The organism is Tenacibaculum profundicola, from assembly GCF_057220795.1.
Window position 1 is genome coordinate 1,276,443 of sequence record NZ_CM170137.1, and the last position, 12,463, is coordinate 1,288,905.

The 12,463-nt window shown below is 31.5% G+C and carries 18 protein-coding genes; 3 read left to right on the forward strand and 15 right to left on the reverse strand.

Annotation, left to right across the window (positions count from 1 at the left end):
• Window position 1: 1 nt before the first annotated feature.
• The 13 genes from AC2TDS_RS05385 to AC2TDS_RS05445 all read right to left on the reverse strand — a co-directional run bounded on the left by AC2TDS_RS05385 (window position 2) and on the right by AC2TDS_RS05445 (window position 6,526).
• Window positions 2-277, reverse strand: a complete 276-nt coding sequence (locus AC2TDS_RS05385) for a hypothetical protein (RefSeq protein WP_484738095.1) — start codon at window positions 275-277, stop codon at window positions 2-4.
• Between the two features lie 246 nt (window positions 278-523).
• Window positions 524-1,462 carry a hypothetical protein gene (locus AC2TDS_RS05390; RefSeq protein WP_484738096.1) on the reverse strand — a complete coding sequence of 313 codons (939 nt, stop codon included), beginning with the start codon at window positions 1,460-1,462 and terminating at the stop codon, window positions 524-526.
• A gap of 4 nt (window positions 1,463-1,466) precedes the next feature.
• On the reverse strand, window positions 1,467-2,000 hold the full coding sequence (locus AC2TDS_RS05395) for a hypothetical protein (protein WP_484738097.1): 534 nt from the start codon (window positions 1,998-2,000) through the stop codon (window positions 1,467-1,469).
• Window positions 1,993-2,772: a hypothetical protein gene (locus AC2TDS_RS05400; protein ID WP_484738098.1), complete on the reverse strand. Its 780-nt coding sequence runs from the start codon at window positions 2,770-2,772 to the stop codon at window positions 1,993-1,995. The genes AC2TDS_RS05395 and AC2TDS_RS05400 overlap by 8 nt, the downstream gene beginning before the upstream one ends.
• Window positions 2,759-2,992 (reverse strand): hypothetical protein, encoded by a 234-nt coding sequence (locus AC2TDS_RS05405; RefSeq protein WP_484738099.1) that lies wholly within the window; start codon window positions 2,990-2,992, stop codon window positions 2,759-2,761. The genes AC2TDS_RS05400 and AC2TDS_RS05405 overlap by 14 nt, the downstream gene beginning before the upstream one ends.
• On the reverse strand, window positions 2,967-3,227 hold the full coding sequence (locus AC2TDS_RS05410) for a hypothetical protein (protein ID WP_484738100.1): 261 nt from the start codon (window positions 3,225-3,227) through the stop codon (window positions 2,967-2,969). The genes AC2TDS_RS05405 and AC2TDS_RS05410 overlap by 26 nt, the downstream gene beginning before the upstream one ends.
• Before the next feature lie 92 nt (window positions 3,228-3,319).
• Window positions 3,320-3,490: a hypothetical protein gene (locus tag AC2TDS_RS05415; RefSeq protein WP_484738101.1), complete on the reverse strand. Its 171-nt coding sequence runs from the start codon at window positions 3,488-3,490 to the stop codon at window positions 3,320-3,322.
• Complete coding sequence (locus tag AC2TDS_RS05420; RefSeq protein WP_484738102.1) at window positions 3,474-4,202, reverse strand: lambda exonuclease family protein; 729 nt, start codon at window positions 4,200-4,202, stop codon at window positions 3,474-3,476. Before AC2TDS_RS05420 ends, AC2TDS_RS05415 begins: the two co-directional genes overlap by 17 nt.
• 2 nt (window positions 4,203-4,204) lie before the next feature.
• Window positions 4,205-4,702: a hypothetical protein gene (locus tag AC2TDS_RS05425; RefSeq protein ID WP_484738103.1), complete on the reverse strand. Its 498-nt coding sequence runs from the start codon at window positions 4,700-4,702 to the stop codon at window positions 4,205-4,207.
• Window positions 4,703-5,014: 312 nt separating this feature from the next.
• A complete protein-coding gene (locus AC2TDS_RS05430) occupies window positions 5,015-5,281 on the reverse strand; it encodes a hypothetical protein (RefSeq protein ID WP_484738104.1) in 267 nt (88 codons plus the stop codon).
• Window positions 5,278-5,649 carry a hypothetical protein gene (locus AC2TDS_RS05435; protein WP_484738105.1) on the reverse strand — a complete coding sequence of 124 codons (372 nt, stop codon included), beginning with the start codon at window positions 5,647-5,649 and terminating at the stop codon, window positions 5,278-5,280. The genes AC2TDS_RS05430 and AC2TDS_RS05435 overlap by 4 nt, the downstream gene beginning before the upstream one ends.
• A 213-nt stretch (window positions 5,650-5,862) precedes the next feature.
• Entirely contained in the window at window positions 5,863-6,141 is a 279-nt protein-coding gene (locus AC2TDS_RS05440) for a hypothetical protein (protein WP_484738106.1), read from the reverse strand.
• 25 nt (window positions 6,142-6,166) lie between these two features.
• Window positions 6,167-6,526, reverse strand: coding sequence for a hypothetical protein (locus AC2TDS_RS05445; protein ID WP_484738107.1), 360 nt, complete (start codon window positions 6,524-6,526; stop codon window positions 6,167-6,169).
• Between the two features lie 168 nt (window positions 6,527-6,694).
• Here AC2TDS_RS05445 and AC2TDS_RS05450 point away from each other — a divergent pair, with 168 nt between their 5' ends.
• Window positions 6,695-7,417: a S24 family peptidase gene (locus AC2TDS_RS05450; RefSeq protein ID WP_484738108.1), complete on the forward strand. Its 723-nt coding sequence runs from the start codon at window positions 6,695-6,697 to the stop codon at window positions 7,415-7,417.
• Window positions 7,418-7,660: 243 nt separating this feature from the next.
• Complete coding sequence (locus AC2TDS_RS05455; RefSeq protein ID WP_484738109.1) at window positions 7,661-8,920, forward strand: tyrosine-type recombinase/integrase; 1,260 nt, start codon at window positions 7,661-7,663, stop codon at window positions 8,918-8,920.
• A gap of 134 nt (window positions 8,921-9,054) precedes the next feature.
• Here the strand turns inward: AC2TDS_RS05455 and AC2TDS_RS05460 are convergent, their stop codons facing one another.
• Window positions 9,055-9,711 (reverse strand): SH3 domain-containing protein, encoded by a 657-nt coding sequence (locus AC2TDS_RS05460; protein ID WP_484738110.1) that lies wholly within the window; start codon window positions 9,709-9,711, stop codon window positions 9,055-9,057.
• A gap of 368 nt (window positions 9,712-10,079) precedes the next feature.
• Here AC2TDS_RS05460 and AC2TDS_RS05465 point away from each other — a divergent pair, with 368 nt between their 5' ends.
• The gene (locus AC2TDS_RS05465; protein WP_484738111.1) at window positions 10,080-10,262 is read left to right on the forward strand and encodes a hypothetical protein; all 183 of its coding nucleotides are present in this window, start codon (window positions 10,080-10,082) and stop codon (window positions 10,260-10,262) included.
• A gap of 124 nt (window positions 10,263-10,386) precedes the next feature.
• On the opposite strand, the gene AC2TDS_RS05470 is transcribed toward AC2TDS_RS05465, so the two are convergent.
• Window positions 10,387-12,387: an NACHT domain-containing protein gene (locus AC2TDS_RS05470; RefSeq protein WP_484738112.1), complete on the reverse strand. Its 2,001-nt coding sequence runs from the start codon at window positions 12,385-12,387 to the stop codon at window positions 10,387-10,389.
• Window positions 12,388-12,463 lie beyond the last annotated feature (76 nt).

Here is a 12,463-nt window from a genome sequence, read left to right on the forward strand (position 1 = left end):
GTTAATTAACAATTGCCTTTGAAGCAGCCTTAGATTTATTGTAGTCTAAAAACTCAATTTTTAACCCTGCTCCTGAACGTGATATTTCTACCTTATCAAAATCCCAACTTTCGGACATTGCCATTAAAGCATTAATCTTTGGAGTTGTTAATTTTGACTTAGTGTTAACCTTGGCCGATGTTACAATTTCCTTATTGAAAACTAATTTTTGTGAAAACTCACTATTTAAAATACCTTCCATTTGCTCAGTAAATCTGCTTGTTTGTAATTCTTTCATGTTTTAACTTTTTATGGCCATGTGGCCGATTAATTTAATTTTGATTTATAGTTGAGTAACTACCGTTTTGTTAGCACAAAAACTATTTTACACTCTATATTATAATTCAGGCACTGATGTTCTTTCTCCTTAAAAAAGTCCGTCAAATCTGTTAGGCTTTCAAAGTATATTTTCTCTTTGTTTTCTAGTGTCATAATAACGTATGTGTTAGTTTTTTATAAACTGATATTGTTCTTTAGATTTTGTTTAATTATTTAGAGGTTTGTAAAAATCTCTAAGCTTACCTATTACATCACGCTCTATGTTTCCCATGTTCTTAGTTTCTATATCTATTTTCGTTGGACTCCAATGGATTATAACAGGGTTCTCTACATCTGTTTCCATCCCCCCTGTATGTTTGTTTCTAACATTCCCAACGGTAAGCTCATTTTGATTACTTCCTTTCTCTCTGTTTATGCTGTAAGTGAATGAGGCTTTATTGTAGTAATAACCCCCTTCACCATCTGCACCACTTACTATTCCTGCTTGTCTTTGGGCACTCATAATTGGGTGTTGCGACAAGTGTACTGAACAGTACTTTTTACTGAAATCAAGCAACTCTTCCGCCGCTACATTACTGTCAACATAATTGTTACCTGTAGTTTGCCAACCGCTGCTAAAAGAGTTTATAGGGTCTAATAATAGAGCGTGTACATCAATACCTTCCTCAATCAAACACTTGGTCACATCTGTGGCTGTTTTTATATCTCTCACTTTTAAGAAAATAAAATGAAGCTCAACCCATTTCAAGGCTTTTTGATATAAGTGAGGACTTCTTTTTCGTACATCTTTTGCGTAATCCCCTAACAAATAACTTACATAATTTAGTTTCATACTCATTTCGTCATTCTCTTGAAAAGCAACCACCCATATTAAACCATTTACGATACTAAACATTAATTGCAAAGCTTGATTTATAGTTGTTTTGCCCTGTCCTTTTTTTCCAGTTAGAACATAAAAAGCATTCTTTTTACAAACGAAATAATCATCTAAAGCAGAGACCCCTATTTTAAAACCCCTAGGGATTTTACCGCTCAAAAAATCCTCAATCGCTTTGTCTATTTTATCATGACTTATGATATATTTCTTGTAATCAAAATCTTCTTTATCGTCGAACTCAGAAAGAGGGTCTAATAAATCAATCATCTTTTTAACTAAATCTATTTAAAGCCTCTGTAATCATGTGATTTAAGTTAGATTCTATAAACTTAAAATCATAATTTGCATTAAAATCTTCGATAGATATTGCTTTCCCTTCGCCATCTTTTAATCGCTCACATAATTTTGATATTTGAGCAGATCGTATCTCTGTTTCAAATGCTTTATAATAACTCTCCAACGGCATGTCCAGTAATCTAGACAACTCTTTCTGAGCTATGTTATCTAAAAAATCAGTCTCATAATATCTAATCGATTGATTTAGGAAATAAATGTAAAGCTTCGCAAATAACTGGTTGTTTTTTAGCGCCTCTTGCTTTTGCCTATCGATCCAGTTAACTACTACTTCCAAAGCTTTTCTATCGTTATGGTTAGGATAGACAGGCTTTGTTTTACCAGCGTCATCGTTCTTTCTGAATCGCCAAATTAAACGCTCTATTGCTTTTTTTATATCGAACTCTAACGGTACTTTGACTCCGTGGTTTCGGTATAATGGTTCGTTAAACATTGTTTTTTTTTCAGACATATCGAATATTTTGTTTAGGAGTTATAATTGTTTTTTTAGGCGGGTTCACCTTTCCTACCCAATCAGTAGAATCCCCTGAATCGTAATCGTATACATAACTGCTCCATTTTTGATACCGCTTTTCCTTTGGGTTTTTCTTCTTCCAAGTCATCATCGCTTGCGTTTGTTGTTTAAAATCTTCAATGCAATTTTGTGTATTTTTGTGCACCAGAGTTTTATAAACGTTCTGCTTGTGACTTTCACTGGTTATCGAAAAGAACTCTAAAATCTCATTGTAAAATTTCAAATCAACAAACGCAAAATCTTTTTTGCTTGTTTTTTTATTATTCTTTTCTTTCTTAGTATTTGTATCGATGGGTGTTTCGTCGGTGTTCTGTCGGTGTTCTGTCGGTGTATCAATCGGTGTTTCATTTTTGTTTTTCAAAGTATTGTAATCCCTGTATTTACAAAGCATAAGCAACGATTCCCCCTGTTCCATTCGGTGTTCTATTTCCTTTTTTTTCTTATGATAATCTACAAAGCTTTTTACCTTTCCCGTACTCCACTTCCAACGTTTAGATAAGTATCGCAAGCTTGCGTGAATTTCGCCTCGTTTGACCGTTATCCTTCTCCCGTTAGAAAGTAATTTATTTTGTGGGTCTGCTTCAAATCGTGCTAATTGTATTAAATCGATCCACGCTTCAGCTTTACTGTAAGTACGTTCCTGTTGCCAGTATTCATTATCGAAGAACTTTCTGTTAAGTCCTATAAAACCTCTATCATCTCTTGCCATAGTTTAATCCTGAGTAAACCTTTAAAAGGTTATAACTACCACCTCCTTTCAAATTGTTTTTAATTTCTTGTTCTAACCTCTCTTTTTCCTTTTCTAAACGCATTAACTCCTTTTCTTTTAAACTCTTTTCTAGTACACCTTGGGCTATAAAATCTTTTAGAGCAGCGTAGTAAACTTTTGTTATTTGAAAGTCTTCAACTGTTGTAAAAAGCGGAATCATAGGTGAAAATATCTTTAGCTATTAAGTTGTTAAATTTCATTGTTTCTGTTTCTAATGCTTTTGCTTTAGCGTTTACAATTACCTTGTCCATTTCCTTTAAATCTTTTGCTTTAGCGATTAGCTTACCCCTTAACTCTATCCACCAGCTATCCTCATTTTCTTCAAGGATCTTTATTTCAACTTTAGATGGTTTCCTATATCTTATCTGAGTTATTTTACCTACGTATAATCGCATTTATTTTATCACCATTTGCACATTAAATTTGTATAAGTTTCTTAGCCTTTTTAGGGCGTAGCTTTTGTTTTCTTACATTTTCTCACCTCCTTTCATAATATTTTAGTTAACATTTCTATTTCCTTTTTTATCTTGCTTAACTCGTTCTTTACAAGCTCTTCAGTAAGACTGCTTAGATTTAGATTAAAATCATTTATAAGCTTGTCTTTTGGAATATCCGATAAACAAATACTCATTGTTCTGTTTCTACCTTGTTTCATCATTTATTTTTAATTTTTCGTTATTGATTATTTCCTCGATTCGTTTCTTTACGCTTTCCATTATCAGTTCAATAGCTTCAATTGTCTCGTTATCTCTTTCTACTCTTATAATGTTTATTTGGAGTCCTTCTACTAAATCAGGATCGTAGGTGACAAAGTCGCACCATTTTCTTTTTGTAACCCATAAATAACCCTGTATCTGATAGACATACTCCTTGTTGTAAATCTCACCTGTTAAAAGAGATTTTAAATGGTTTCCGCCATTAAAAGGACACTTAACTTCTATTAACCCATCATCCCCAACAAAGCCATCTGGCGTACCTCCTACAAATTCATCGTGTTTTATGAAGCTTTGTGAACGAGTTACAGTAACCCCCTCTTCTTTTTCATACCTCAGTATCGCTGGAGCTTCAAAATCATTACCATGTTGCATTTCACGACTCGATATGTTCAATCTCCCTAAACCATCCGAAATATTTCCACTTAGTAGAAGTCGCTCCCACGCTATTTTGTATATTAATTTCTCTGCTGTCTGTCCTTTAGATAGCTCAAATCCTTTTTTATCCCTGGTTCTCACTATTAGCTTGCCGAAGTTTGAACCAGTTATCATCCCTAGTCTGTCTTTTCTCCAATTAAGTTCATTATCTTCTACACTAACAACATCTGTAAAATCTTCGTGAGGTAAATCCTTTCCTATATTATCAATCCAATCCATAACTAGTACATTGTTTCATTTGAGTTTAGGTGGCTTCCGAATATTTTTCCAATTTTCTTTGCAGCATTGCTTACCGCAAAACTTAAAGCAGCGGGTACGTTTTTATGAAGTGCTTTAGGATTTATCTTTGTCCAGTCAGTTGGATGAGCTCCACTTTTAACTTCCACAGGTACTGCGCCAACTCCTGCGTAATTAAGCCACTGATTTAACAGAGGGTGAAACACTTTAAGATTAACACTTATTACTACGCTATTGCCTAGTATTTTAGGTTCTCCTACTTGCTCAACCTGCCAAAAAGGAAATAACTCTTTTAACAGTTCCTCAACTATTCTTATAGGTAAATACTTGGCATTATTTGAGTATTTATTAACCTTTACCCAACTACCTGAAGGAGGTTTATTTACCAAAACTTTAAATTCATCTACTGTTTGATACTTTGGCTTTCCTTTCCCGTCTAACGGTATAAGTTCAAAATAGTTTTTTGTGGTTAATTCTTCCATTTTCTAGTTGTTTTATGCTTGCCTTGTATATCTTATATTAAGTTCCTTGCGTAAATCTTTATTCTCCTTAAAAACTAAAAATGTTATTAGGCTTATAAGAATCGAATAAATCACCGCTATGAACAATACTACTTGTAATGTTTCTACTTCCATGTTTTCTCTTTTTTAAAAAAAAGGGTGATTCAGGCAGGGAAACCACCCTATTAACAAACGATACAATTAAAATCAACTATTAATGAAAAAGAACCTGCCCTATCTATTTCCCCACCCTCAAGCCCCCCAGTTTGAGAGAGAGGAAGTCGAATATTTTTGTTACTCTTCTATCTTACTATGAATACTTTCAACCATATCACCTACCTCTTCTTTTACTTGATTGGAAACCTCCCTGATTGTTTGAATGTATCTTACTATAAGGTCTTTGTTTTTATAGTTAGGAGTAGCTAGAATGTAAATAATAGATCTATGTGATATTATCCTTTTAACTCGTTCTTTTACGCCGAATTGACATTCGTTCCAAATCTCTATAAGAAGCTCGCGAGCTTCCTGTACGCTTAAATGTTCTATCTTATGCTTGTTCATATTATTATTTCTATATTATCCTTTCTTCTCCTAGACCTCCTCATATCAATATCTTTACTTAGTAAGGCTGTTATTAACTGAGTACCGACCAAAACCCCTGCTAATACCCTAATTATCTTTTCATTGTTTTTTATCTTCTCAATGTATTTACTTGGGTCTCCGTATTGGAGTACAAACTCCTTTGTTAGTTCGGCTACGTTTTTTAAATTATTCACTGCTTTTATTTGTGTTAAATGAGTGTCAATTGTTCTTACCGAGTTAAACAACTTCCTCGCCGTGCCTTTCGCTCCCTCACCCATTGCTATAAAGACCGTTACTCTAAATTGCGCTTTTGTTAGTTTTAGTTTCTTTTTCTCTATCAGTTCCATAATTTTCTATTTTGGTGGGTATAGCTTACTTTGAAACCATAACTTCATCTCTTGAATTTCAATTTGTTTATCAGTCATTTTTTTAAGTTTACTTTTCTTGTCTATCTGTAGATCTCTTTTAATAAGCTCAAGTAACTTATGCTTTTCCTCTGTGGAAAGCTCTTGAACTATTGGATATACAGTGTTAGCTACCATTATTTCCTTGCTTAGAAACTACGCAACGACAGCTAGGTCGGATTTCACAAATTCAATACCTGTTTTTCTCTCTAATTCATTTAACCCCTCTTTAAGCGCTTTAACGAACCCCCCTTTAGAAAACCACTTGCAGACTGTATAGTCACCATTTGAAAACCAACCATCATAGATAAATTCATTCAGTAAAATCGTAAGCTTCGATTCATCAAGAGTAGAATTATACTTTATTGATGTCCTTATTTTATATCTGTTTCCGTTCTCTAATATTCCGGTGAAGTTTTTAATGTCTAGTTTCATTTCTTTGTTCTTTTCGTTAATATTTTTACGCTACGTTGTTGAATCCTTGTATTTGTTTGATTCCTCCTGTCCTATTAAAAGACTTTATAACACTATCTAATCTCTTGAAATCTTTAGAGATATGCGATTGAGTTTCTCTCAGGTATTCTCTATCTAAAAAAGCACCTATGTAGTTACTTTGATCTGTGGTTAGCTCTATTTCGTCATCTTCTCCGTAAATCTCACAAGTAAATTCACATTCATTAACCTTGAGAGTAGCATCTAGTTTGTAATCTTTTTCATCATAATTAATCGACGAAACACCTAACTCAACTAATACATCGCATTTGTCTAAAAAATCAGATAATTTTCTGTTTGATATTGTTTGTGTTTTAATTGTTTTCATTTTTGTAGGTATTAATTCGTAATTGCGTGCGGTACTCTTGTATAACTCTTGTAAATATTGTTACTTTGTTGTGATTACGTTACAAATATACAAACATTGTTTATATCAACACGAACATTGTTTATATTTTTTACTTATAATTATTTTTTTTATATAAATTTTGTTTATATGAACAATGACCAAGTTGTTTTAAGGTTAAGAAAGGCGATTGCATATTTAAAAGGAAACCAAACTATATCAACCCAGCAAGATATAGTTGATTCAATGGGATACAACAAAGGATCTGTATCACAAGCTCTGAATAATAAAAACAACTATCTAACATCAGAATTTGTTAGAAAGTTTGCATCAGTATTTAGCTTAAATGGTGAATGGTTAATTCATGGAAAAGGCGATATGTTAAACGTCGATTCATCGAACGAAGCTAAAGAGACGGACTTTTTTCAACCTAATGTTATGTTTGTACCTCTCGTAAACCAATATTCTTATACTGGGTATTTAAATAATTTTTCAGATACAAACTATATTGAAGAATTACCAAAAATACCATTTCTTGATGATCAAGAAGCCAGAGAGGATTATATGTGCTTTGAAGTTAAAGGAGATTCAATGGATAATGACACAAAGGAATCATATATCGAAGGAGATATATTACTGTGTAGAAACATAAAGGAAGCCCTATGGTCAACCAAACTAAGCACAAATAACTCTAAATTTGTTGTTGTACATAAAGAGTTAGGTATCCTAGTTAAACAGATAATAAAGCATGATGTGAAAGATGGGGTTTTAACACTACATTCTCTCAACAATTTCTATGATGATTTCGAAATAAAAATAAGCGACGTTTTAAAGATTTTTAACGTCGTAGGATATAGAAGAACAACAAGATAATAATATTAACCGAATAGAAAAGCGCATAGTTTATAGTGGTTTTGTAAGGTATTTACAAAATACAAATACCTGATTATCAAACACTTAGCAGATAGGTGTTAAATTCATAACCCTGAGGTCGGCAGTTCAAATCTGCTCCTCGCTACAAAGTAAAAAACCCAATAAAAATGCGCTTTACGGCGCATTTTTTTTATGAGCAAAATTCTTACTATTTTAGAAAGCGAATACTCAATCGAATACTGTGTGAAAAAATATTCAGAGCCTAAAATTTTTCCCAAGGAGATAGAAGGAAGACCGAAATCCTCTTTTTCTAGTCAAGAAAAAGAACATCTTACTAGAAAAGGTTTTAGATGGTATATATATTATGACTTTTTAAACCCCAAAACGGGTAAAATGGAAAGACAAGATCCCATCTATTATAATGTAAATAGAAAATTCAAAGACTTCGACTCTAGATATAAATGGATAAAACATTACAGGAATAGTGTTGAGGATATTTTAAAAAGAGGGTTTTCGCCATACGAAATAGAGGATAATAAATACACAGCAATAACAGCAATAAAGCACGTTCTAGAACTTAAAAAACTCGAACTAAAGCGAACCTCTTACGATGATTATGAAAATCGAGCAAATGTATTTTTTGAGTATTTAACTAAAAAGGGTCTAGATAAAAAAACTATTACATCTATTGATAAAACAATCATAAATAATTATTTGAATTATGTTTTAAGGAAAAGTTCTCCTAGCAATAGAAATAATACAAAAACAGTTTTATCCGCATTATTTACAAAATTAGTAACAGAGAATTTTATACAACATAATTTTATAAAGGAGGGGATTCCAAAATTAAAAACAAAACCAACGAAAAACACTGCCTTTACCCAAGAGGAAGTTAAGACCATTTTTGAAACTGCTAAGAAAAATGATATTTGGTTATATTATTTCATAGCTCACGTTTACTATGCCTTGTTTAGAAATGTTGAAGTAGTAAGAATAAAAATTGGACACATTAATTTAGACAATAAATTAATTCATTCCGATACAAAGACTACCAAACAATTTAAACAAATACCAAATATCTTGATTGAAGAATTTTACTCAAAAATAGATTTATCAAAATATAAAAAAGACTACTTTTTATTTACTAAAGACAACGAACCAAATCAATGGCTAACGAGACCAACAACAAACAATTCAAACCCTACTGTAACAGAAGAAAAAAACCGCAGAGGATACTGGGGTAAAAGATTTACCAAAAACATCAGAAAACCGCTAAAATTCTCGAATGACTATAACATTTATTCTCTAAGACATTCTGCTATTGGTAAAATTTTCCTTGAAATAACCGAAAAATACAAAAAAGAAGGTGTAGTGAATTTTGAAGAAAGAGCCCTTGACTATATCAGAACAATAACAGATCATCAAGATAATCAAACTGTGAGAAACTACTTAAGAGAAATTGGCTATTACAAAATTGAAGATTGGTCGGAAACTCTAAAATAAAGCTACGATAGGTAGTTTCGGAGTCACGGCAGAAGAAGCATCAAAAGCTTTTCGTGTGTTGGGAAATTGCACATAGCGTCAAGGCTAAACGGTCGTTTTAATGCTGTTTCTCCTTTCATAATTTAAACATATATTTAGTCCTGGTAAGATGTGAGCTTTCCGTTTTCGAAATACAAATATCTGTTTTTATAAACCCATTGTTCTTGTTTCCCCCAGCTACCTGATGTTCGATTAATGTCTTTTGGATTACCAATACTTAACCTTGCCATTTCTTTTGTCATACCAATCCATATTAAGTTCCTTGAAATTTTACTAGCTATACCTTTTCCGAACCTTTGTTTTAACTCATCATAATTTACGGAATTTTTTATATGATACATCTCTTTATTACTATATAAATAGACTTCATTTGCATATCCTTTAATTGAATCTTTCTCAATTAACCAGAACATATTTTTATACTCATAGACTTTTACTGATGAATCTTTCGGTATGACAGCAATTACCTTTCCACCACCATCAGGTTCATTTCTTATTTTTGCATCTAATTTTGTTTTTGAAATAGAATATTTTTTTCCTTCATCGATTTTATTTGACAATTTAGATTTAATATAATTCAATCTTATTTCAATTTTTTCTATTGAATCGTTTATCAAACTTTGTTCTGCAATTAATTTATCTTTTAAATCTAACAGATCTCGATATTCTGATTTATATGTTTCCTGCGCTGAAGAAATCGTTATTAAAAGTAATGTTTTAACAAAGAGGAATGCTTTTATTTTTTCCGTCACAATAATTTTATTAAAATTAGAATACTAAAATATAAAATTTTAAACACTTCAAAACGTCAAATAAAAGGTGATTTTATTTTACATTTTATTTGTTTCACTAATCAATGAAAAAACCTGTTTCTAAGTTTAACATTTATATTTTAGGGATAACCTCTTTAAATCTGTTATGTGTATGTAAAATAACTTTATAAAGCGAGTGAAAGCTTATTTTATAAGATTAACGGTTAAACTCTTTTTATAACAAAGCTCTTATATGTTTAGCAGAGAGTGCATGTAATTGCCTATTAGCTCCTTCGGGAGCTTTTTTTATAGCCTTACTGGTTATGTGACTTTTTTTTGTTTTTTGTTTCTTAAAATTAAAAAAAAGTATGAAAAAGAGTATTTTTATATTGCTGGTTCTTATCGGTTTTTGCTGCAAATCAACTAAACAATATACAGCAAAGGAACAAGAAAATATTAAAGCAACTGATAGTATTGCTAAATCACATGAAGACGATAGAATATTAGACTATCAAGAAGACAATACTGAGTACCGCGAACTTAAATTTTAGACAAAAAAAACACCTCGTAAAAGGCGCTTTGTGGTGAGTCTATTATATATTTTGTTTTATGTGCCCAACAATCATATATAGCGTTAGCCTATCGGCACGCCATATGCTTAGTTGGTAGTAGGCTTTAAATTCCGTTGGTTAAAAAATCATCGTCATTTTCTGATTTAAGATTTTCTTCAATTTCTTTTAATGTTTTTAAAGCTTCCCTATTATTGATAATAACAGAACTAGATTTAGTGCTAATTATTAGTTCATTAACTTCATCGAAATTTTCGACCAAATTAAAACTCTCCTTCACTTTGTCAGTTATTTCAACAAGTTCAAATTCATTTTTGAAATTGTAAGTAAAATTTAGAGTGTTGTTTCTTAATTTATTATGAGGTATCATTCTCACTAGATGGCTTTTTTTACCAGCTAATAGATCTAAAATATTGTTTTTTCTGTTCTCATAATGTATCGCAAATTGATTTACTAGTATTTCAGGTTGAATAAAAATGGGCGTAAACGATTTTTTATCCAAATTGTTATCTTTCGTGTAATTGTCTAGCATTTTGCCGAATTTCTTAGGGTCGATGTCCATGCATCCAGATCGTATTGATTTAAAAATAAAAGATGTGGTCAAAAAAGAAATTTCTTTTCTCATTTGAATCGATTCTTTCTTTACATTTTTATACTCCTCTAAATAACTTCTCTCAGCATGTTCTTTATAATCCAATAAAATAAGTCTTTCTATTACATTCCTGAACGTTTTATAATCCATGTCATAATATAGGTCGAGAACATTCAAGAATTTTTCAATATTAACGTGATTGTAAAGTTTTTCTAAAATCAAATTTTGCTTAGCCTTAGAATCTAAATAGATAAATTGCGCAGCAAAATATTCTTGTAATGATTTATGAGACCAGCGATAATAATTTCCATCTTTTGTGAAAATTGGTACTGTACGAATTATATCATTAAGGAAATCAGATTCTTTAAATTTTAGACCAATAGAAAACTCTTTACTTTGCCCAATTAAACTTAAGATATCGTCTTTGGTGAATTCAATTTTTTGGAGTTTAAAACTATTGTATCCAAGATGTCTTAAAACCTTGTGAAAATCATCTGTTCCTAATTTTGAGTATTTGTCATGTTTATATGAATCTCCTTTAGTCAAATCATGACAAGCAAAATTTGCATCATAGACTTGTCTGTAAAACAAGTATTTTTTGAAAGGTATTGCTTGCTTATGTTCAAATGCGGCAAATAATAAAGAAACAAGAAGTGGATTTGTCAAAAACTCCTGGATACTATCCATATCCGTTTCCTGAAGTTTATTAATAAGTAAAGTTGAAATAGAACCTTGGTTATCATACTTTCTCAATAATTCAAAAGCTTCTTTTTTATTTAATGGTTCAATTTTGAATTCTTGAAACTGTCCAAAACTTAATAGTGCTTGTTCGGGTCTAGAAGTAATAAAATACTCATTATTAGATGCCTTAGAGATGAAATCTTGAATATCAGCTGTTACTATATCCCTGTCCGTTAGTGAAATTTCATCATATCCATCCAGTATGATTATGAAACCTCCTTCACTTAGTAAATCCAAAAGTAATGAAGAATCAAAGTCTTTATTTAATGAGTTGAGTTGCTCTTGAATTTCGCTTAACAAAGTTTTTTTACTTGATAGACGCCTTAACTCAATTATAATTGGAATTCCAATATTGTTATCAATGATATCAATGAAGATTTTTTTCATTAATGTAGACTTACCCATTCCCGCAGTATCTGTAACAAGTAAGTTTCCATACTCTTCACACAGTTCATGGGGATAACTGTCCACCTTATGTCTAATTTTTCTGTCGTTAGTACAGCTTAATGTAAGTGGTAAGTATATGTCTTTCAGAAACCGCTGAGAATTATTAAAAACAATAGTGTTTACTATTGCTAGTTTTTTATAAGTTCTATGGTAATATTCTCTGAACTGTTCATCGGTTGGCACAAAATATTTATCATCTATTTTGTCAAATTTCTTTTTAAACTCAACAAGTTTAGGAGTGACAAAAGTATCAACTACCGATTTTATCAAAGGACTTGCCGCAGAAATCATATCTTTTACTGGAACCGCATCATTTATATCTATCATATTTTGTTTTTTCAGCTTACTGCCAACTAATGTATATGCACAATTGCGCATATCTACCTTTCAAATATAAGTAAAT